The sequence below is a fragment of the Pantoea sp. X-Soil-TKNS-1279 genome, from assembly GCF_059730565.1.
The window spans coordinates 2,816,077-2,837,694 of record NZ_AP035948.1 but is presented as its reverse complement, the minus strand read 5'-3'; the positions used below and the strand labels follow the sequence as shown (position 1 = coordinate 2,837,694).

Annotated in this window: 16 protein-coding genes; all 16 read left to right on the top strand. The window is 47.6% G+C overall.

Annotation, left to right across the window (positions count from 1 at the left end; all coding sequences use genetic code 11):
• The first annotated feature begins 132 nt into the window (after positions 1 to 132).
• The 16 genes from AC6I8N_RS13335 to AC6I8N_RS13260 all read left to right on the top strand — a co-directional run bounded on the left by AC6I8N_RS13335 (position 133) and on the right by AC6I8N_RS13260 (position 21,613).
• Positions 133 to 1,050: a glycosyltransferase family 2 protein gene (locus tag AC6I8N_RS13335; RefSeq protein WP_415174012.1), complete on the top strand. Its 918-nt coding sequence runs from the start codon at positions 133 to 135 to the stop codon at positions 1,048 to 1,050.
• A 70-nt stretch (positions 1,051 to 1,120) separates the two neighbouring features.
• A complete protein-coding gene (locus tag AC6I8N_RS13330; protein WP_497829250.1) occupies positions 1,121 to 1,873 on the top strand; it encodes a glycosyltransferase family 2 protein in 753 nt (250 codons plus the stop codon).
• A gap of 38 nt (positions 1,874 to 1,911) precedes the next feature.
• Positions 1,912 to 2,946 carry a glycosyltransferase family 4 protein gene (locus AC6I8N_RS13325; RefSeq protein WP_021185974.1) on the top strand — a complete coding sequence of 345 codons (1,035 nt, stop codon included), beginning with the start codon at positions 1,912 to 1,914 and terminating at the stop codon, positions 2,944 to 2,946.
• 65 nt (positions 2,947 to 3,011) lie between these two features.
• The gene (locus AC6I8N_RS13320) at positions 3,012 to 5,222 is read left to right on the top strand and encodes a phage tailspike protein (protein ID WP_497829249.1); all 2,211 of its coding nucleotides are present in this window, start codon (positions 3,012 to 3,014) and stop codon (positions 5,220 to 5,222) included.
• Positions 5,223 to 5,374: 152 nt separating this feature from the next.
• The gene (gene wcaK / locus AC6I8N_RS13315) at positions 5,375 to 6,637 is read left to right on the top strand and encodes a colanic acid biosynthesis pyruvyl transferase WcaK (protein WP_021185972.1); all 1,263 of its coding nucleotides are present in this window, start codon (positions 5,375 to 5,377) and stop codon (positions 6,635 to 6,637) included.
• Positions 6,638 to 6,641: 4 nt separating this feature from the next.
• Entirely contained in the window at positions 6,642 to 7,865 is a 1,224-nt protein-coding gene (locus AC6I8N_RS13310) for a glycosyltransferase (protein WP_497829248.1), read from the top strand.
• Positions 7,862 to 9,202 carry a lipopolysaccharide biosynthesis protein gene (locus AC6I8N_RS13305; RefSeq protein ID WP_208723988.1) on the top strand — a complete coding sequence of 447 codons (1,341 nt, stop codon included), beginning with the start codon at positions 7,862 to 7,864 and terminating at the stop codon, positions 9,200 to 9,202. Before AC6I8N_RS13310 ends, AC6I8N_RS13305 begins: the two co-directional genes overlap by 4 nt.
• Positions 9,203 to 9,477: 275 nt before the next feature.
• Positions 9,478 to 10,374 (top strand): UTP--glucose-1-phosphate uridylyltransferase GalF, encoded by an 897-nt coding sequence (gene galF, locus AC6I8N_RS13300; RefSeq protein ID WP_208723989.1) that lies wholly within the window; start codon positions 9,478 to 9,480, stop codon positions 10,372 to 10,374.
• A 47-nt stretch (positions 10,375 to 10,421) separates the two neighbouring features.
• Positions 10,422 to 11,435: a UDP-glucose 4-epimerase GalE gene (gene galE / locus AC6I8N_RS13295; RefSeq protein ID WP_021185968.1), complete on the top strand. Its 1,014-nt coding sequence runs from the start codon at positions 10,422 to 10,424 to the stop codon at positions 11,433 to 11,435.
• Positions 11,436 to 11,861: 426 nt separating this feature from the next.
• A complete protein-coding gene (gene rfbB, locus AC6I8N_RS13290; protein ID WP_497829247.1) occupies positions 11,862 to 12,941 on the top strand; it encodes a dTDP-glucose 4,6-dehydratase in 1,080 nt (359 codons plus the stop codon).
• Positions 12,941 to 13,828: a dTDP-4-dehydrorhamnose reductase gene (gene rfbD, locus AC6I8N_RS13285; RefSeq protein ID WP_497829246.1), complete on the top strand. Its 888-nt coding sequence runs from the start codon at positions 12,941 to 12,943 to the stop codon at positions 13,826 to 13,828. Before rfbB ends, rfbD begins: the two co-directional genes overlap by 1 nt.
• Before the next feature lie 38 nt (positions 13,829 to 13,866).
• Complete coding sequence (gene rfbA, locus AC6I8N_RS13280) at positions 13,867 to 14,751, top strand: glucose-1-phosphate thymidylyltransferase RfbA (RefSeq protein ID WP_497829245.1); 885 nt, start codon at positions 13,867 to 13,869, stop codon at positions 14,749 to 14,751.
• A complete protein-coding gene (gene rfbC / locus AC6I8N_RS13275; RefSeq protein ID WP_208723994.1) occupies positions 14,748 to 15,281 on the top strand; it encodes a dTDP-4-dehydrorhamnose 3,5-epimerase in 534 nt (177 codons plus the stop codon). The genes rfbA and rfbC overlap by 4 nt, the downstream gene beginning before the upstream one ends.
• A gap of 114 nt (positions 15,282 to 15,395) precedes the next feature.
• Positions 15,396 to 16,232, top strand: coding sequence for an ABC transporter permease (locus AC6I8N_RS13270; protein WP_437180279.1), 837 nt, complete (start codon positions 15,396 to 15,398; stop codon positions 16,230 to 16,232).
• Positions 16,222 to 17,601 carry an ABC transporter ATP-binding protein gene (locus AC6I8N_RS13265; RefSeq protein ID WP_497829244.1) on the top strand — a complete coding sequence of 460 codons (1,380 nt, stop codon included), beginning with the start codon at positions 16,222 to 16,224 and terminating at the stop codon, positions 17,599 to 17,601. The genes AC6I8N_RS13270 and AC6I8N_RS13265 overlap by 11 nt, the downstream gene beginning before the upstream one ends.
• Entirely contained in the window at positions 17,576 to 21,613 is a 4,038-nt protein-coding gene (locus tag AC6I8N_RS13260; protein WP_497829243.1) for a glycosyltransferase, read from the top strand. The genes AC6I8N_RS13265 and AC6I8N_RS13260 overlap by 26 nt, the downstream gene beginning before the upstream one ends.
• Positions 21,614 to 21,618 lie beyond the last annotated feature (5 nt).

The following is a 21,618-nucleotide window of genomic DNA, read 5'->3' as shown; positions in this document are numbered from 1 at the left end:
TTCCGTAATGGTACGTATCTGCAAATGAAGAATGGAACTAACGCTATGATTTTTAGGAATAAAGCTAATTCCTCTCTTCAGCCCGCAGAGGTTACCGTTAACCCTGGAACAGCTGTTTAAGAGGTGCTGGCAATGCAGGACATCCGTTTCTCAATTGTAATTCCCGCCTATAACGCGTCGAAGTCGATTGTGACCACGCTGGATTGCGTCAATGCGCAAAGCTATCGCAATTTTGAGGTCATCATCGTGGATGACAAATCGGCCGATGCGACTGAACTGGCGCAGGTGGTACGTAGCGATCGCTATCAAGACCTGGATATCCGGCTGGAACTGTCGGACGTCAAACTGAACGGTGCGGGTGCGCGTAATAAGGGCATTGAACTTGCCACGGGTGATTTTATCAGCTTCCTTGATGCGGATGACGAGTGGCATCCGGACAAGCTATTGGAAGTCAGCCGCACCATCGCCAGCCTTGAGGCGCAGGGCAAATCCCGCTATGTCATCTTTAGCCAGGTAAACATCCATCAGGATGGCAGTTTCCTGAAAGTCATGCCGATGCAGCCGCCGGGCAAAAAAGAGACGGTGGCTGAATATCTGTTTGGTTGTTATGGCTTTATTCAGACCAGTACCATCGTGCTGAGACGTGGTGATGCTGAAAAGATCAAGTTTGATGCCCGTTATATCCGCCATCAGGATTACGACTTTTGCATCCGCGCCGATCGCATGGGTTATGCCTTTGTGATGATCGATAAGCCGCTGGCGACCTACCATCTGGTGACCAAATTCGGTTCGAAACATAAAGGGGAGTCGGTGAAATACTCCTTCTTCTGGCTCGACACCATGAAACCCTACCTGACTGCGCGTGATATCCACACCTACAAAGCGTTCAAGTTGCCACTGCGCTACAAAATGGATGGCAATTCATTGCAGGCGAGCCTCAGTTTTGCGCGCTACTTCTTCCTGACCAACAAGGACAACCAGGCCTACTTTCTCAGCCGCCTGATGGATAAGGTGAAAGCCCGGTTTTTCGGCAGCAGAGCCGTTTCTTGATTGCGTATTTATTGGCTCCGATCTCTGGAGCATTTTTTGGTTCCTGTCATCTCCTCTCACGGGTATTCAGATGAAAAATCATGTTGGCACCATTGGCATTGTCATGCCGATGTATAACGCACGTCAGACCATTTTGCGTGCCGTGCAGTCGGTAATGAATCAAAGCTATAGCGACTGGCACATCTACCTCATCAACGATAAGTCGACCGATGACTCACTGGCGCTGGTGCGTGAGCACTGCCAGGATGCGCGCATCACGGTGTTGGATAATGAGATGAACCTCGGGGCCGCAGAAACCCGTAATGTCGGGTTGCGCGCCGCGCAGGAAGAGATCATTGCGTTTCTCGACAGTGATGATGAGTGGCACCCGGAAAAACTGGCGGAGCAGGTCGCCGCGCTGGCGGCAGGTGACGATTTCGTCATTACCCATTATCACTACAAAACCCAAAGCGCTGATCACGACATCAACTACAGCAAACCCTATCTGCAACAGGAAAACTTCGTGAAGAAGCAGTATCGCGTCTGCTTCTCATCCGTCTGTTTCCGCCGTCCCCCGCAGGGCATCTTCTTCCAGCGTAAAGGCCATGAAGATTTCCTGTTCCTCTACGAACTGTTTCTCCGCTACAGGCAAGCCAGGGTGATCCAGAAAACGCTGGTGAACTATTACGAATTGGGCGATTCGCTGTCTCGTAATAAAAACAAAGCAGCGAAATGGCATCTGGAATTATTAAGAATTATCTATAAAAACAATCCCTTAAAAATTTATTACTATTACGGCTGGTATATGGTGAATGGTGTGCTTTTCACCCTGAAGCATCGTTAATAGCTGGCATCATTTACGTTTGAGGTGGAAAGCGTTTCATGAAAAAGATTGTTCTGGTGATTAAGGATGCCTATTCGTACGCGGGGACGGAAAACATCTGCAACTTTATGTCCGAGTGTCTCGGCGAGCAGCATGATGTCACCGTGTATTCGCTGGAGGGCAGTGGTAAGCCGTTCTATCCATTCACCCATGCGAAAGAGATCGTCAGTTTCGCCGGGCATAAAAATCCGATTAAAAGTGCGGTGGCGCGTATCCAGCAGGAGGGATTCGACAGCGTTTTCCTGATCAGCATGGGGCGTCTCAGCGTGATGTTTGCCTTCTGGAATCTGATGTCGATGAAGAAAAAACGCTTCAAGGCGTATGCCTGTGAACACATCGCCATCAACTCATTCAGTAAACCGATCAAACTGCTGAAATGGCTGCTGTTGCGCTTCTATGACCAGGTGATTGTGTTGACCGACAAAGATCATCAGGTGTTCAGCCGCTGGAACATTCCCAGCCAGCAGATCCCGAATCCGGTGGTGTACAAATCATTCCAGCGTAATGCACGCAGTCGCCAGGCGCTGGCCATTGGCCGTCTTGAACACCAGAAAGGCTTCGATTTGCTGCTGGATATCTGGGCCGATTTCAGCAAAACCCACCCGGAGTGGAAGCTGGTGATTGCTGGCGACGGTGAACTGCGCCAGTCGTTACAGGAGCAGGCGACACAGTTGGGTCTTAACGATAGCGTCAATTTTGTCGGCCGAGTCAGCAACATCAACGATTACTACCGTGACAGTGACATGGCGTTGATGACCTCGCGCTATGAAGGGCTGCCGCTGGTGCTGCTGGAAGCCAAATCCTGGTCGTTACCGGTGGTGGCGTATGACTGCCCGACCGGACCGCAGGAGATCATCAATCAGGGCGAAGATGGTTTCCTGGTGCCGATGGACGATAAAGCCACCTTCCTGGCACGCATGGATCAGCTCGCCAGCAACGATGCCCTGTTCTATGCCATGAGCGAAAAAACCAAAGACACTGCGCTGAAGTTTGACGGTAAACAGATCAAACAAAGCTGGCTGGCGCTTGTTTAGCAAGCCGTAACGATTGTCGTGCCTCGGGGATACTTTCACCGCCTATTGACCACGGAATTTGACGCATGAAAAGAAGAGAAGTCTTGCAAACCGCAGCCTCCTCCATTGTTGCCGCACTCTCGGTGAGTGCGTTTTCCAGCTACGCAGCAAAAAGTGGCCAGCCGGCGCTGAAAACGGTGGATCCCTCCAGCGTACCGCAGGGGGATGTCCCGATTCTCACCCCGGAAAATGTTTACACCATGCCGCCGCAGTTCTGGCATAACTTCGAGGGCAAATTGTGGATTGGTAAAGCGGGCAGCGATGCCAGTAAAGCGGGGAATCAAATCCCGGTTTATCTGCGTGACGCCAGCGGAAAAGTGTCCCAGATTAGTCAGCCGATTGCGTTGAATAAGGGCAACTTTGCGCAATTTATTCACGATAATGCCGCATTGATTGCCGATCCTGCGCATTCAATGGCGGTGGAGGACAGCAATGGCAACACGTTGTTCTCCATTGATGACGTTAGCCGCCCGAACCAAAGCAATTTCAGCCAGCGTCTGGCGCAGCCGAACGGTTATCAGCTGATTGGCGAGATCCCGTCGGTGGAGGAGTTGCGAAAAACCCGCCCACTGTTTGCCGGTGCCAAAATCAAGCTGAAAAGCTGGCATGAAGGGCTGGAAGTGGGGGGCGGTGAGTTTGTTGGTGCGTTTGGCGCGGGTAAAGACGATAGCGGCGTGATATTTGCCGGTGAGGGTTTTACCTGGCGTCGTGTGGTGGACGATTTTAATCGCCTGACGCTGTTTGATTTCGGCGCGATAGCCGACGGCAAAACCGATACTGCGCCTGCCATCAAAGCGATGTATCAATGGTCGCAGGATGCGAATCAACCGATATGCGTGCAGTTCCCGGCGGGCACGTTCTTTGTTTCTGGCTGCGATTTTGGCGACCAGCAGCAGCGTTTCTTCCGCATCTCTGGTGCGATGGTCAACTTTGGCTACTTTCCGGCCACCACGCTGGTATCTGACGGACGTTCCGACTTCCTGTTCCAGGTGAATGCGCGCTGGACCGAAATCTCTAACCTGATTTTTAACGGCAACACTGACAAACGCCCGAACAAGCAGGGACTGTTCCGCAACACCTGTCCGGGGGGGCAGTTCTTCCGTGGTGCCTGTCTGCGCTTTAACCAGGTGGGTGGCGTCTCGCTGAGTCTGCTCGATACGCTGGATTGCAAAATTGACCAGTGGTATGCCAACGCCTGTACCGGCGATGTGATCAAAGCCAGCTGGTCTGGGCAGAAAGCCGGTAACTGGGATCACAGCACTGCCATTGAGCTTTCCAACTTTAATGCTCAGCACTGTAAAGGTGGCATGGTGTTGAATCTGCCGCGTTGCAGCCAGTCGATTATTCACAACGGCTGGATAGAGCACACCGAACATCCGGGTGATATTTCCAACGGGCAATGGATCATTGATGCGTTGAGTCTTGAGGATTGTAAGAACCCGCTGATCGCCCATAACTCGCGGCTGAATATGCGTCAGACCAATTTGCAGGCCGGAAGCTGGATCGACAACTCGCTCGAAGGCGAACGCTGGCTGAATATCTGGGAGATGGGTTCCACGCGGGTTGAGTCTTACGGCGTCGCCATCGACGGCAGCCTGAAATACAACTACATCACCTCACGCTTTCGACTGACCAACAACACCAATCAGGAAACCTGGTTTGAGCTGGGCAACTTCTACTCGCCGACGGTGGGCGACAGTTGGGAAATTGAAGTCTTTGGTCAGTCGCAGTTTAGCAATGGCACCGACAATCAGCCGCTGATGAACCCAATCGACGGTAAAGGGACCGGCGGCAGGGCGGTGATCCATCTGCAACGCAAGACCAATAAGGCTGAAGCCAGTTGGTCGGCTGAAGGCAGTTCACCCGTGGTAGAGGTGCGCTTTGAACCACGCACCGATACCGACACCAAAGTGTTCGTCAAACTGGCGGGTTGGACGCCGACCACCGCCGTGCTGATCAAAAGCACCGGCAAGGATCGCTTCCTCGCCGGTCGTTGCGCCAGGGTGGATGCCAGCATGACGCAGGGCAAACCGTCCAGCGGCAGCAAGCCCGCTCCGCAGCGTTTCAGTCTGCATAACGGTAAAGCAGGAATTGGCGGCAATGAACAGGGCGATTTATTGATGGCGTCACGCCCGCTCAAACCCGAGCAGGTCGATACGCGCGAGCCAAAGGGGTATGTCTCCGTGGTGATTAATGGGGAGCCGTGCGCACTGCCGTATTTCGCTATCAAGTCATGATGATTAAACCGGCCGCACCGGGACGCGGCCGACAAGCCAGCAGCAGGTCTTTTCCGGGCGTTTCGCCTCTATTGCAGTCTTTTTACAGAGTTCACTTTGCCAGTTCAGGAAATGGCGGTTTGTAGAATTACAAAAATTTATCTGGAGTTTTTATGAAGATTTTATTGGTGGGTAACCATACCTGTGGAAATCGTGGGGATGGCGCGATTTTACGTGGACTGATCGATTCGCTTCAGTCTGCGCGTAGTGATCTGGATATTGACGTTATCAGTCGTTATCCAACCAGCTCCGGATATTTGTTGCAGCATGAGATTCAGCAGGATTCCCTGTTTCTGCACAACAGCCAATCAGCAAAAGGGTTGGTGGGCAGCGTCAAGCGTAAAGTTGCAAACCGACTGATGCCGGAGATTATGATGGCGCACCTCGGCAAAGGTGGGCTGTATAAATCGTTCTCCGTGCCGCCTCATCTGGCTGAATTCACCAAAAGTCTTGCCTCTTATGACGCCGTTATTCAGGTTGGCGGTTCTTTCTTTGTCGATCTGTATGGGGTGACGCAGTTCGATCATGCGCTGTGTGCGCTGATGGCAAAAAAACCGCTACATATGATCGGCCATTCGGTCGGGCCGTTTGAAAATCCGCGGGTGAATGCGTTGGCGAACTTCGTATTTGACCGTGTCGATAGCCTTGTGCTGCGTGAAGAGGTGAGCCTCGATCGCCTGAAGCAAGATGGCGTGACCACCAGCAGGGTGAAAAAGGGCGTCGACACCGCCTTTCTGGTTAAGGCCCGCGCAGTAGCGAACCCCAGTCATAACCTGTTGCACTGGAAAGAGATTATCAGCGCGCGCAAAACGATAGCCATCACCGTGCGTGAGCTGGCACCGTTCGACAAACGTCTTGGCGTGACGCAGAAAGAGTATGAAGCCGCGTTTGGTCGCGTGATTAACGCGATGATCGCCGAGGGTTATCAGGTGGTGGCTTTCTCGACCTGTACCGGCATCGACAGTTATGCCAAAGATGACCGCATGGTGGCGCTACAGTTGCGCGATCGCGTCGATCATCCTGAGCATTATCATGTGATTATGGACGAATTCAACGACCTCGAACTCGGCATATTATTAAGTCATTGCCATCTGACGATCGGCACTCGCCTGCATTCCGCCATTATCTCGATGAATTTCGGTACCCCTGCCGTCGCCATCAATTATGAGCACAAGTCGCTGGGTGTGATGAACCAGCTTGGCCTGCCGCAAATGGCGACCGATGTGAAAAGCCTGATGGATGGCTCACTCATCGATAAGGTACATACCGTACTGGCGGATTACGACAACGTGAAACAGAAAGTTGACGCAGCAGTGGCACAGGAACGTGAGATTGGTAACCGAATCACTGAAGAAATTCTTAACGTCTTAGGGTGAAGTGATGAAGCTGACCTTTTTCACCATGCGTTTTCCGGTTGCCTCTGAGACGTTTGTCCTCAATCAGGTGACGCATTTTATCGATGCCGGTTATGACGTGGAGGTGATCTCCGTGTTTCCGGGCGACATGATTAACCGTCATGCCGCGTTCGATGATTACAATCTGGCGGCGAAAACACATTATCTGTTGCCGGAGGAGAAAGTATCGAATCTCGATAAGCTTACGCAGCGTATCGGATTGATGCTGCCGAAACTTGCCAAGCCCTCGCTGATCAAATCCCTCAATGTGCGCCGCTATGGCGCACAGTCCAGCAAACTGCTGCTGCCGGCGATTGTCGCCAATACCAGAGAACCTTTTGTCGCCGATGTCTTCCTGGTGCATTTCGGCTATGCCGGGGCGCTGGCGAATAAATTGCGTGAACTTGGCGTACTGAAAGGCAAGCAGGCTACGGTGTTCCACGGTGCCGACATCTCACGTCGTCATATCCTCGAGGAACACAAGCTGGATTACGTCAATCTGTTCCGCCAGAGCGAACTGATGCTACCTATCAGCCATCTGTGGGAGAACAAGCTAATTGAGATGGGCTGCCCGGCGGAGAAAATTCATGTTACGCGCATGGGCATCGAGCCAGAAAAGTTTAATTTCCGCCCGCGTGCCGCTTTTCATTCGCCGTTGCGCATTGTCTCCGTGGCACGTCTGACCGAGAAAAAAGGGCTGGATGTGGCGGTGAAAGCCAGTGAAATCCTGCGTGATCAGGGCGGTCAGTTCCAGTTCACCATTATCGGTAACGGTGAGCAGGACGGCATGATGCGTGAGCACATTGCGCGCGCAGGCCTGGAAGATTGCGTCAGCATGCCGGGCTTTAAACCACAGGACGAGATTCGCCAGGCGCTGAACGAAGCAGACATCTTTTTGCTGCCGTCTAAAACGGCGGCGGATGGCGATATGGAGGGAATTCCGGTGGCGCTGATGGAGGCGATGGCAGTAGGTTTGCCGGTTGTCTCCACCTTCCATAGTGGTATCCCCGAGCTGATACAGAATAACGTAAGCGGCTGGCTGGTTTCTGAGAACAATCCCGATGAGCTGGCGCAAACGTTATTACGCCTGTCGCGCGGGGATGTGGACGTTGCACCGGTAATTGCCGCTGCGCGCCATAAAGTGGAAACCGAGTTTAATCAACATATCGCCTATGGCGAGCTGGCCAAGATTCTGGAGCGCATAGTGTGAGCGGATTAAAGTCGCAAGCTATTTGGTTACTCGGCAGCACCGGTTTTGCTGCGGTGTTGCAGGTGTTACAACTCAGCGTCCTGGCGCGTAAGCTGGAGGCGCATGAGCTGGGATTACTGGCGATCATTAACGCCATTCTGGCGGTTGCCTCGGTGTTGCAGGACATGGGCATGAGCAGTTACCTCGTGCACCGTCAGGACATTACACGCCGTGAGCAGAGCACCATCTATTGGGTTAACGTCTCGCTCAGTTTATGTACCGGTTTGATTATGTTGATAATTGCCTGGCCGGTTTCCTGGTTCTACCATCTGCCGGAGCTGACCGGGCTGATTATGCTCACCAGCCTGAACTTCCTCGTGTTGGGGCATCTGTCGCAATATCAGGCGCATTTTGTCAAAACCAAACGCATGGTGACGCTGGCGAAGATTGAGATGGTCACCAAGTTGTTTGCCTTCCTGTGTACCGTGGCGATGTTGTATTTCACCACGCTGACGGTGGCCGCGGCGATCCTCGGTCTGTTCATCGCAGCCTTCACGCGTATTCTCTGCATGATTTACTTCGGTGAAAAATCCTGGCGGCCAACCTGGGAATTTGACCGGGCAACCTTCATTGCGGCGGTGCGCTACGGTATCTATCAACTGGGATCGCAAACCATCAACCAACTGCGTACCCAGGCAGATGCGCTGATTGTGGGTAAGGTGATGGGGGCCGATATGCTGGGGATTTACTCGCTGGCTAAAGAGCTGATTCTGCAACCGCTGAAGCTGGTTTCACCGGTAATCAACCGTCTGGCATTACCGCGCTTTGCCGAGAAACAGCACGATCCTGAGCAGTTGAAGAAACTGTTCCTGAAAGGCACCTTTGTCATCATGCTGTTCAGCAGTGTGATGTACCTGGCGATTGGCATTCTGTCACCGGTGATTGTCCGGGTGTTGTACGGCTCTTCCCATGAGCAGGTTTACCATCTGATCCCGCTGATGTTGCTGTTTGGCATGCTGCGTCCGATGGGCGGCCTGACCGGCGCAATTTCTCAGGCCAATGGACGGACCAACGTCGAGTTCTACTGGAATATCGTTGCCAGCCTGGTGGTGGTGGCCGTACTGGCGACCACCTTGATCTGGCCGAACGTCATCTATGTGGCGCTGACGTTATCGATTTCTCAGGTGTTGATCTCGGCTTTTGCCCATCCGTTCTTCATCAAGCCGGTGATTGGCATCCGCTTTATGCCTTATGCCCGTCAGTGGGTCTCCGTCTCAGTGGTATTTGTCGGCCTGATGTTGCTGGTTAACCATTTCAACCTGTTCGTGATGCCGGAATGGTTTGCGGGCTGGCTGTAATCTGGCGGCGCGATTTTTCGCGCCGCGACCTCACGATCTGTCTGAAAATGACTGGTCTTATTAAATCTGACTTTCTCTGATCCCTTCTGCTGTTTTACAGTGGTTTAGCGATTTAATTTTCCTGCCAACTGGCGCATCGGTGGGTGCCGAAAAAAGCGTTTTTTTATGCTGTGACAGAGAGTTAGTGCCGGTTTTTCAGATAAAGATTATACTTGCTGTTCCGGCCGATCCTGCATAATCGACCCCACGTATTCACTTCATGAAATGGAATAAATATGACCAAGCTTAAAGCTGTAATCCCGGTTGCGGGTCTCGGTATGCATATGCTCCCTGCGACGAAAGCCATTCCGAAAGAGATGCTGCCTGTCGTCGACAAACCGATGATCCAATATATCGTTGATGAGTGCGTGGCTGCAGGCATCAAGGAGATTGTGCTGGTCACTCATGCTTCCAAAAATGCAGTGGAAAACCACTTTGACACCACTTATGAGCTGGAAGCGTTACTTGAAGCGCGTGTTAAACGTCAGCTGCTGAGCGAAGTGCAATCGATTTGTCCTCCGGGCGTAACTATCATGAACGTGCGTCAGGCAAACCCACTGGGGTTAGGCCACTCGGTTCTGTGCGCTCGCCCGATGATTGGCGACAACCCATTTGTAGTGGTATTGCCGGATGTTCTGCTGGACGACTCCACCGCCGATCACCTGCGCTATAACCTTGCCGCAATGGTGGCACGCTTTGAGGAAACCGGTCGCAGCCAGGTACTGGCAAAACATATGCCGGGTGCCGATCTTTCTGAATACTCCGTGATCACCACTGAACAGCCGCTGGATAACCCAGGTGACGTCAGCACTATCACCAATTTTGTCGAGAAGCCGGAAGAGGCTAACACACTGGATTCTGACCTCGCAGCGGTAGGTCGCTATGTCCTCTCTGCCGATATCTGGGCTGAACTGGAACGCACCGAACCGGGTGCCTGGGGACGTATCCAGCTGACTGACGCCATTGCCGCCCTCGGCAAGAAAAAACCGGTAGATGCGACGCTGCTCACTGGCACCAGCTTCGACTGTGGCCGTAAACTAGGCTACATGCAGGCATTCGTCTCTTACGGCCTGCGTAACAACAGCCAGGGCCGTGACTTCCGCGCTGCTATTCAGAAAATCCTGGCGAAATAACCCTTTTCATCATGTGCCGCGCGGTTGCGCGGCTTAAAGGAGTACGCATGGCTATTTTGGTAACGGGTGGGGCGGGGTACATTGGCTCTCACACGGTGCTGGCGCTGTTGCAGCGCGGTGACGACGTTGTAGTCCTTGATAACCTTTGCAATGCCTCGCGCGAAGCGATTAACCGCGTAGAAAAGCTGGCGGGCAAAAAGGCGGTGTTTGTTGAAGGTGATATTCGCGATCGTGCGTGCTTGCGCGATCTGTTCGCCGCCAATGAAATTACGGCTGTCATCCACTTTGCTGCGTTAAAGGCGGTGGGGGAGTCGACCCGTATGCCGCTGGAATACTATGAGAATAACGTGGCAGGCACCGTCGTGTTGCTGGAAGAGATGCGTAGCGCGGGTGTATGGAACTTTATCTTCAGCTCTTCAGCGACGGTCTATGGCGCTGATGCACCGGTTCCTTATGTGGAAACCACCCCGATTGGCGGCACCACCAGCCCCTATGGCACTTCAAAGCTGATGATTGAACTGGTGATGCGCGACTTCGCCAAAGCGGATAACCGCTTCAATGCGATTGCGCTGCGTTATTTCAATCCGGTAGGTGCGCACGAATCGGGTGAGATTGGTGAAGATCCAACCGGCATTCCGAATAATTTGTTACCGTACATTGCTCAGGTCGCCATCGGTCGTCTCGACAAACTGGGCGTGTTTGGCGATGACTACGATACGCCTGACGGCACCTGCCTGCGTGATTACATCCATGTTGTGGATTTGGCCGAAGGCCATCTGAAAGCGCTCGACCATCTGCCAAAAGTGACGGGGTATAAAGCCTATAATCTCGGCGGCGGAAAAGGTTTCTCGGTGCTGGAGATGATCAACGCGTTTGAAAAGGCTTCCGGTAAGCAGATTCCGTTTGAGTTTAAGCCGCGTCGCGACGGCGATCTGCCTGCATTCTGGGCGGATGCTTCGCTGGCGAATAGCGAGCTGGACTGGCGCGTGACTCGGGGTATCGATGAGATGATGCGCGATACCTGGAACTGGCAGTCAAAGAACCCGAATGGGTTTAAGTAATTTTCATCTGTTGGCGGGCTGTTTAGCCCGCCCATTTCCCATTTTCCCCGCCGTGTCTTCATCCCTCTTTCATCAAAATCTGATTGAGTTGGTTTTGTGACTCAGTAACCATCTTGCTCCCTGTGCGACGGTCAATATTTACACTAACTACCCGTTGAAAATTGCAATTCATTCGTCATTGATCTGCGTGGGTGGTAGAATTCATAACGGTTTAATGATAATCCTCCTTTATTAATTTCATTGATAAATGAGCGATTTTTCAGAAAGATAGCTTTGAATAATTTTGAAGCGCCGTCTCGACATTTTGACTCTGTCTCAGCTACGTGGGAGCTGTAAACCCAGGGGCGGTAGCGTGCCTGTTGCACAGGCATTTTCCATTTCAATTGGTGTTAGTCTTACTGAGTAAGTCGGGATAAACGAGACATTATGAAAATCTTAATTACAGGTGGTGCAGGGTTTATCGGTTCAGCTGTGGTTCGCCACATTATCGACAATACGAATGATGAAGTGATTAACGTTGATAAATTAACCTATGCCGGCAATCTCGAATCTCTTGATGCAGTCAGCCAGAGCGAGCGCTATAACTTTAGAAAAGTTGATATATGTGATGGCGTTGCGCTACAGGCGGTATTTAACGAATTTGCACCGGATGCGGTGATGCATCTGGCGGCCGAGAGTCATGTCGACCGCTCAATTACCGGACCGGCGGAATTCGTCCAGACCAATGTCGTCGGGACATATGCGTTACTGGAAGCAAGCCGTCAATACTGGTCTGCTTTACCTGCCGAAAAGAAAGCCGCCTTCCGCTTCCATCATATTTCGACTGACGAAGTTTATGGCGACCTGCCGCACCCGGATGAAATGGCGGGTGAACTGCCACTCTTCACCGAAACCACCCCTTATGCACCAAGCAGCCCATACTCATCGACCAAAGCCGCCAGCGATCATTTAGTGCGTGCCTGGGGCCGTACTTATGGGTTGCCGGTAATCGTGACCAACTGTTCAAACAACTATGGTCCTTATCATTTCCCGGAAAAATTGATTCCCCTGATTATCAGCAATGCGCTGGAAGGCAAACCGTTGCCGATTTATGGCAAGGGTGACCAGATTCGCGACTGGCTGTATGTTGAAGACCACGCCCGCGCGCTCTATACCGTAGTGACCAAAGCGGCGACAGGCACTACCTACAACATCGGTGGACATAACGAAAAGAAAAATCTCGATGTGGTATTGAAGGTGTGTGAGCTGCTTGATGAGTTGCGTCCAAAAGATACGGCCTATGCGGAACAGATTGTCTATGTTCAGGATCGTCCGGGCCATGATCGCCGTTACGCGATCGATGCCGATAAGATCAAGAAAGAGCTGGGATGGTCGCCTCAGGAAACTTTTGAGAGTGGTTTGAGAAAAACGGTTGAGTGGTATCTGAACAATCAAACCTGGGTAGAGCATGTCAAAAGCGGTTCTTACCAGAACTGGTTAAAAGAAAACTATGAGAATCGCAAATAATGAATATCTTGCTATTTGGTAGAAATGGCCAGGTCGGCTGGGAACTGCAACGTGCGTTATCGCCCTTGGGTAATGTCATGGTACTTGACCGTCATTCTGTTGATTACTGCGGTGATTTTGAGAATCCAACAGGTATTGCAGAAAGTATTCTGAAAATTAAGCCTGATGTGATTGTCAATGCGACAGCCTATACCGCTGTAGATAAAGCAGAGAGTGAAGTTGAAAAAGCGCGTCTGGTAAATGCGATCAGCGTGAAAGCAATGGCAGAAGCGGCTAATAAAATTGATGCCTTAGTGGTTCACTACTCAACCGATTATGTCTTTGATGGTGGTGGCACGACCCCCTGGAAGGAAACGGATAGCACCGCACCTTTGAATGCATATGGATTGACCAAGCGCGAGGGTGAAGAGGCGATTATTGCTGCTGCTGCCAAATATCTTATCTTCCGCACCAGCTGGGTATATGCAGCGAAAGGCAACAACTTCGCGAAAACCATGATTCGGCTCGCTCAGGAGAGAGAAGCATTATCTGTTATTGATGATCAATATGGTGCCCCAACGGGTGCTGAGTTAATTGCGGATTGCACAGCTCATGCCATTCGACTCACGTTAACAGATCCTGAAAAGTCGGGAATTTATAACCTTATTGCTTCGGGTATCACAACCTGGCACGCCTATGCTGAAACAGTGATTGACTATGTGAAGCAAAAGGGTCTGCCGTTAAAAGTTGAAGTCGTGAACAAGGTTGAAACCTCTGCCTTCCCGACCCCCGCTAAACGACCATTAAACTCAAGACTCAACACTGAAAAGTTCACCTCCGCCTTTAAGCTTAATCTGCCGGATTGGAAACTTGGTGTTAAACGTATGCTTGATGAGCTCTACAATTGAGACGAGTGAAGTCAGATAACAAATGAAGGGTAAACGTTGTGAAAAGTAAAAAAGGAATAATTCTTGCTGGTGGATCAGGAACACGCCTTTATCCTGTGACAATGGCTGTAAGTAAACAGCTGCTGCCAATTTATGATAAGCCGATGATCTATTATCCGCTAAGTACTCTGATGCTAGCGGGTATTCGCGATATTTTAATTATCAGTACTCCGCAAGATACTCCTCGTTTCGAAAGTCTTCTTGGCGATGGTTCCCAATGGGGTCTGAACTTGCAATACAAAGTTCAGGAAAGCCCGGATGGCCTTGCTCAAGCCTTTATCCTTGGCGAGGATTTTGTGGGTGAAGATAATTGCGCATTGATTCTAGGCGACAATATTTTTTATGGACATGACCTTTATAAACAGCTTGAAGAAGCTTCGAATAAAGAGAAAGGCGCGACCGTATTTGCTTACCATGTCCATGATCCAGAGCGTTACGGTGTTGTTGAGTTTGATAAAAATGGCAAGGCAATCTCATTAGTTGAGAAGCCTAAAGAGCCAAAAAGCAATTATGCTGTAACCGGTCTGTATTTCTATGACAATAGTGTTGTTGAAATGGCCAAAAATCTCAAACCATCACCGCGTGGTGAACTGGAGATTACGGATATCAACAATCTCTATCTTGAAAAAGGTGAACTTCAGGTTTCAATCATGGGACGCGGGCATGCCTGGCTGGATACCGGGACGCATGAAAGCCTGATTGAAGCTAATAACTTCATTCAAACCATCGAAACGCGCCAGGGCTTGAAAGTCGCATGTCCGGAAGAAATTGCTTATCGGATGGGCTTCATTGAAAGAGAAAAATTAAAATCGCTGGCCGAACCGATGATGAAGAATAAATATGGCCAATATCTGATGGCGTTGTATGAAGGCAAGTTAGTATGAAGATTATTGACACGAAAATTGCAGATGTAAAAATTATTGAGCCAAAAATATTTGGCGATGAGCGTGGCTTTTTTCTTGAGACTTATCAGAAAGAGCGCTACCTGTCAGCATTGAATATCAATGGCGATTTCGTTCAGGATAACCACTCCCGTTCCTCGAAAGGGGTGTTACGCGGGTTGCATTTCCAGCGTGAAAATCCGCAGGGAAAACTTGTAAGAGTCGTCAGAGGTGAGGTGTTTGATGTGGCAGTAGATATTCGCCCGGATTCTCCCACATTCAAACAGTGGGTTGGCGTTTATCTTTCAGAGGAAAATAAAACTCAGTTTTGGATACCACCTGGCTTAGCACACGGTTTTGTCGTGGTTTCTGAGTTTGCAGATTTCGAATATAAATGTACTAATTATTACGATCCAACCAGTGAAGGTTGTTTGTTGTGGAACGATCCGGCAGTTGGCATTGAGTGGCCTATTGATGCCCCGCTGCTTTCTGAAAAAGATAAATGTGGAAAACTGCTTTCTGAACTTATCTGAGTAAAATGATGGAAGTCTCATGAACATTCGTTTTACAGAGGCTTTCCTAAACAGACTCAAAACAAGTAAAGCTAGTTATAGTTTACAGATATCTGGTATTAAATTAATGGATTTATAATGGACCCGCATTCTACAAAATCTTCATCGATTCTCGTGTTACTGAAAAGCATATGCACGAATCGAAATCTGATATTTCAGATGACGAAACGAGAAATCACTGGCAGGTACCGAGGCTCTATTATGGGATTGCTTTGGTCCTTTATTAATCCTGTGTTAATGCTGACAGTGTATACTTTTGTTTTTTCTGTCGTATTCAAGGCCCGATGGGGAACCGGTTCGGCTGGGGAGTCTAAAACAGACTTTGCCGTTATACTGTTTGTTGGTCTGATAGTGCATACTCTTTTTGCCGAAACATTGATGCGCGCTCCAACATTGATCATAGCAAACGTAAACTATGTCAAAAAAGTGGTTTTCCCGTTAGAGATACTATCAATTACCAGCCTGGCTGGTGTGGTTTTCCATTCGTTAATCAGTCTGCTGGTATTGCTTGTGGCATTTGTAATTTTCAACGGTTTTGTACATTGGACTATTGTATTTATTCCTTTAGTCTTTTTCCCATTGATTATTGTAGCCCTTGGGTTCTCTTGGTTCCTTTCTTCACTTGGCGTTTTTATTAGAGATGTAGGTCAAACAATTGCTATCATCACTATGATACTGATGTTTCTCTCACCGATTTTTTATCCGGTTAGTGCGCTCCCCAAGGAATTCCAAACAATTATAATGTTTAACCCGTTAACATTTATTATTGAGCAGGCAAGGAATGTATTAATTTGGGGTAAGTTACCAGATTTTCAGGGGTTAGCAATTTATTCTATTGGTGCTGTTTGCTTGATGTGGCTTTGTTTTGTCTGGTTCCAGAAAACACGAAAAGGCTTTGCAGATGTCCTCTAAAGAAAATGCAATTGAAATCCATGGCGTAAGCAAATGCTTTCAGGTATATGAAAATCCAGCTCGTCGGTTGAAGCAATTTATTTTCCCCCGTATTGACCGGGCATTAGGTAAGAATGCCAGAGTCTATCACGAAGATTTTTGGGCGCTTCGTGATATTTCATTTGTCCTGCCAAAAGGACAAACGATGGGGATTGTAGGACGGAATGGTTCAGGGAAATCTACACTGTTGCAGATTATTGCCGGTACCTTGAGCCCTTCAACTGGCAGTGTCAATGTTAATGGTCGCGTCGCTGCGCTCCTTGAGTTGGGAGCTGGTTTTAATAGCGATTTTACCGGTAGAGAAAACGTATATCTTAATGCTTCCTTACTTGGGTTAACCAAGGAGGAAACATCTAATAAATTAGATGATATTCTCTCTTTTGCAGATATTGGTCGTTTTATCGATTCACCGGTTCGTTCCTATTCTAGCGGAATGTTGGTTCGCCTGGCTTTTGCAGTACAGGCTCAGATAGACCCAGAAATTCTGATTGTTGATGAGGCACTGGCGGTTGGTGATGCTAAATTCCAGGCTAAGTGCTTTGCTCGCCTGAAGAAATTAAAAGAAGATGGAACTTCCATATTATTTGTTTCTCATGCTACTGAACAGATAGTGACCCATTGTGATAGGGCAGTATTGCTGGAGAGCGGGGTTGCTCAGGCAGTAGGGAAACCTAAAGATATTGTTAATCAATATCTTGATATTCTGTTCGGTAAGAAGAACGGTGGTAATGATGAGAGGCAAAGAGTTGACGAGCAAATTCAGGAAGCTGCAAAAGGGGAGCGAGAACGCCTTGCAAGAGAGATTGATAATAAATCAGAAGAAAGTCAGTTCAACTCGCTGCTGAAGGGTAATTATAGCGAAAGGCCAAATTATAACCCTACAGAGTATCGTTGGGGTGATAAAGCAGCTGAGATCGTCGATTTCTTTCTTGAACAAAATAGTTCAGTTTATCCCCCCATTCTTGAGCCTGGTAAAGAATGTGTTATTGCTTTCAAAGTTCGTTTTAATAGTACTGTTTTCCGCCCCATTTTTGGCTTTGCGGTTAAGACCAAAGAAGGTATCACCGTCTATAATACCAATTCAGAATGGCAATCAGAGCCTATTATTGATGAGGGTGTCGTTGGTACTGAAATCATTGTGTCTGTAAAAATGAATAATCGATTGTTTGAAGGCGACTATTTTATTTCAGTTGGGATTGCCAGTAGTAATACTGCGGGTGAAATTATTCCTCACGACCGTCGTTATGACTCTATACATATTACTTCAGGGCCTGTCAAAACATTTACAGGACTAGCTGATCTGAATGCGAGAATTAACTTTGAAAACTGATATTTACGAAGTATTAAAACAATTTGGATTTCGCCAAAAGGACGATAAAGGTGTTTGGTTTCCAGAGAAAATGGTCGAGTTCGGTTATAACGATGGTGACGAAGCAGAAAATTATATTTTAAATGTAGTATCTAATGCTGCGGATTTGAGTGTTAATTCTGATGAGTTAGCTGAAAAAATGGTAGATTGGCCATCAATTTACCATTTAAGCCCACGAAGAGCTAATCTATTACGCCCATTTAGCCAGTTATTCCAGGGTAAAAGAATTCTTGAGATTGGTTGTGGCTGTGGGGCTATTAGCCGTTTTCTTGGAGAATGTGGCGCTCAGGTTGTATCAGTAGAGGGTAGCTTCAGGCGGGCTACTATAGCAAGAGAGCGTTGTCGTGAGCTCGATAATGTAGAAATCATCTGCAATCCGGCCGATAAGTTACCTGATTTGGGTAAATTTGACTTTGTCATGCTTATTGGCGTGCTCGAATACTCACGGGTATTTGTCGGACCAAATGGCGAAGATACTCTATTAGCAGAATGTTACGGTCGCTTGAATGATGACGGTAAACTTTTTGTCGCCATAGAAAACAAAATTGGTATCAAATATTTTTCTGGTGCACATGAAGATCATGTAAATCAACCAATGTTTGGAATTAACAATTCCTATACCAATAATAGCGTGGTGACATTTGGACGTCTGGAATTAATTGAAAAATTACATTCTGCTGGATTTATTCACACCCAAGAATTTCTGCCTTTACCTGACTATAAGCTACCTACTTCAATGGTAACGCCTGTGGGTTGGCGCGATTATTCACCTGAGCTTAGTCAACTTGCGGTTGAGAGTATTCATAAAGATCAACAACTGGCATTTGAGCATATTTTTTCAGCAGAACAGGGCACGCGGAACGTCTGGAATAATAATTTGGCTGCTTCGCTTGCTAATTCATTTCTGATGATTACAGCTAAGCAAGAACAAGTTCCACTTTTAGATGATGTGGCTGCTATTCATTATTCTGACACTCGGTTAGCTGAGTTTAGTAAAACTATAGAATTTGTACGTCATGATGATGGTGGTCTACGGGTACATACACGCAAAAAAGATCGTGAAGGAATTCAGACTGATAATTCGGAATCAACGGATATCAGTGAGTTCTACCAAGGAAATTCATTATGGTTAGAACTAACAAACTTACTAAATCGGCCTAACTGGGAAGTCGCTCAGATTGCTGCATGGGCAAAAGAGTGGATTAATCAACTCCTGAGTAGTGCAAATTTACCTGTTCACTTCGACGCAAATATTGTTTTACCTGATTCGTATCAGGATGCATTGCCATTCAATATTATATCGCCAAAATCAGGTGAGTATCACTTTTTTGATCTTGAATGGAATAGTAATTTCCCAACTCTGGGTTATATAGTCTTTCGTGGTATTTTTCATTCATTATTGCGAATTACATCATTAAGCCATAGTGATTTTTGCCCAACTGCAAACATTTCTGAATTGACCCATATCTTAATGAACGACATGGGTTTTAACCTTGATAAGTCAGAATTTGACACTTATCTTCGCAAAGAAGCTAGTTTTCTTGGTCGTGTTCAATTTGATGATGAAGATAAAATTTACGAAACGCTGAAATCATTAAATTTAGTCATTCGCGCGAAGAAATTAGTTAATATAAATTTACTCGAAGCCGCTCAAGCTGAATCAGCCAGGTTGGTTGAGAAGCTCAATACAGTTGTTGCCAATTCAGAGGATTACAATGGTGAACTATCTCTGGATCTATACAATAAAAATCGACAACTGGCAGAGCTTGCTGAGACAATTGCAGCACTAGAAATTGAAAAGAAAGAATTAGAACTAATTAGTCAGTCATTTGCGGCTGAGAATGCAAATCAACAACGCCTGTTGGGGCAATATCATGCAGATATGCAGGCTGTACTTAATTCGTTTAGTTGGAGACTGACATCACCACTTCGCGTTGTTGGGCGTCGTGTGCCTGTTCGATTCCGTGCGCCACTAAAACGGATATTTATGTACGGCTTTAGATTACTTCAATCTATGAAGGTAAAAGTTGGTTTAAATATAAAAAATTTAAAGCGCCATATTACTAATAATGGTCTGTTTCGTACTATGAAGACAACTGCAAGACGTCTCGTGCGGGCGGGTTACTATCGGTTACCGTTTAAATATCGCCACAAAGCACTTTCTGTTGCGATGAAACTTTATCCTCGAGGATTTACGCATCACCCTGAATTTAACTCGGTAGTTGGATCGACATCCGGTGTTCCTTATGCTAACCCTGTTTTTATCAATCACGATGCAAAATCTGGCTACAGCCTCTCAGTCTCACCGGACGAATATATCTATATCCCGGCTAAGAAACCTTTCTATTATGATGACATTGTGGAGAGTCTTTCTCAGAAGCCAAAGTTTTCAATCATTGTTCCTATTTATAATACTCCGCTGGAACTGTTTGAATTAATGGTATCTTCTGTAAGGAATCAATGGTATGGAAACTGGGAGTTAATTCTTGCCAATGATGCGAGCCCACAACCTGAGATTGTTCCTGCGCTTAAAAGGGCATCTGAAAATGATCAAAGAATTAAGATCGTTCATTTAAAAGAAAATCAGGGGATTGCCGGAGCGACAAATGCTGCGATTGATAATGCTACCGGTGATTATATTGTCTTCCTTGATCATGACGATGAACTGACACATGACTGTCTGTTTGAGCTATTAAAATGCATTAATGAAGAGAACTCCGATTTTATATATAGTGATGAGGATAAGTTAACTCCCGAAGGTAATTATACTCAACCACATTTCAAACCTGATTGGTCGCCAGATACCATGATGAGTACAATGTACACTTGTCATGTTTCTTGTGTCAGAACGACTCTGGCAAAGAGTTTAGGTGGGCTTCGTTCTGAATTCGATGGATGTCAGGATTGGGATTTTGTTTTGCGCGTATCGGAAATGACCGATAAAATCAGTCATATTCCTAAAGTATTGTACCACTGGCGTATCATACCAGCATCTATTGCTTCTGATATTACTGCGAAACCTTATGTTCTTGCTGCCTCGAAGGCTGTTCGTGAACAAGCGCTTCTTCGTCGCCAACAAAAGGGGACAGTTGAAGAATTACCAGGTTATCATGGGTATTTCCGATTAAATTATCAGCCTACCAATAACCCTCTCATTTCAATAATCATACCAACGCGCGACAACTCTAAAGTGCTTGGGCGCTGCATTGATTCGCTGAGGAAGCTGACGAGCTACCAGAATTACGAAATTATTATTGTAGATAATGGTTCTATTGACCAACAAACACTTGAGTTACTAACTGAGTTAAATAATCAGGAAAAAATCAATGTCTTACGATATGACTTTCCTTTTAATTTCTCGGAGTTAAATAATTACGGCGTTAAACATGCAGCTGGTGATGTTCTGCTATTCCTGAACGACGATACTGAAGTGTTGCATGAAGATTGGTTAGAGCGTATGGCGGGTTACGCACAATTAGAGCATGTTGGTGCTGTGGGTGCGAAGTTACTTTATCCTGATGGTAAGAGCATTCAGCATGCTGGAGTTTTGAATCTACAAAACGGTCCCAGCCATGCCTTTTTGCGTCAGCATAAGGATTACCCTGGTTACTTCCTCCGCAATCAGATTGAATATAATTGGTTGATTGTAACAGGGGCATGCTTGATGGTTGAGAAGAAGAAATTTGATGCAGTTTCTGGCTTCGATGAATCATTCCCTATTGCATATAACGATGTGGATCTCTGCATGTCACTCAGCTCGAAGGGCTATTTTAATGTCATGTGTCAGAGTGTTAATTTAATTCACCATGAATCAATCTCCCGTGGTGTAGACCATATTGATGAACAAAAAGCATTGCGCCTAAAAGGTGAATTAAATAGGTTAAATATTAAGCATCCTGGGTTCTATCAATTTGACCCTTATTTTAACCGTAATCTATCACCGAATGGATATAATTTCGAGATCATGAAATAAAGGAA

Excerpts from the sequence above, each read along its gene's own strand:
- galE (WP_021185968.1), top strand. The coding sequence starts at position 10,422 with ATGGCTATTTTGGTAACGGGTGGGGCGGGGTACATTGGCTCTCACACG.
- AC6I8N_RS13325 (WP_021185974.1), top strand. The coding sequence starts at position 1,912 with ATGAAAAAGATTGTTCTGGTGATTAAGGATGCCTATTCGTACGCGGGG.
- rfbD (WP_497829246.1), top strand. The coding sequence starts at position 12,941 with ATGAATATCTTGCTATTTGGTAGAAATGGCCAGGTCGGCTGGGAACTG.
- rfbC (WP_208723994.1), top strand. The coding sequence starts at position 14,748 with ATGAAGATTATTGACACGAAAATTGCAGATGTAAAAATTATTGAGCCA.
- galF (WP_208723989.1), top strand. The coding sequence starts at position 9,478 with ATGACCAAGCTTAAAGCTGTAATCCCGGTTGCGGGTCTCGGTATGCAT.
- rfbB (WP_497829247.1), top strand. The coding sequence starts at position 11,862 with ATGAAAATCTTAATTACAGGTGGTGCAGGGTTTATCGGTTCAGCTGTG.
- wcaK (WP_021185972.1), top strand. The coding sequence starts at position 5,375 with ATGAAGATTTTATTGGTGGGTAACCATACCTGTGGAAATCGTGGGGAT.
- AC6I8N_RS13335 (WP_415174012.1), top strand. The coding sequence starts at position 133 with ATGCAGGACATCCGTTTCTCAATTGTAATTCCCGCCTATAACGCGTCG.
- AC6I8N_RS13320 (WP_497829249.1), top strand. The coding sequence starts at position 3,012 with ATGAAAAGAAGAGAAGTCTTGCAAACCGCAGCCTCCTCCATTGTTGCC.
- AC6I8N_RS13265 (WP_497829244.1), top strand. The coding sequence starts at position 16,222 with ATGTCCTCTAAAGAAAATGCAATTGAAATCCATGGCGTAAGCAAATGC.
- AC6I8N_RS13330 (WP_497829250.1), top strand. The coding sequence starts at position 1,121 with ATGAAAAATCATGTTGGCACCATTGGCATTGTCATGCCGATGTATAAC.
- AC6I8N_RS13260 (WP_497829243.1), top strand. The coding sequence starts at position 17,576 with ATGCGAGAATTAACTTTGAAAACTGATATTTACGAAGTATTAAAACAA.
- AC6I8N_RS13310 (WP_497829248.1), top strand. The coding sequence starts at position 6,642 with ATGAAGCTGACCTTTTTCACCATGCGTTTTCCGGTTGCCTCTGAGACG.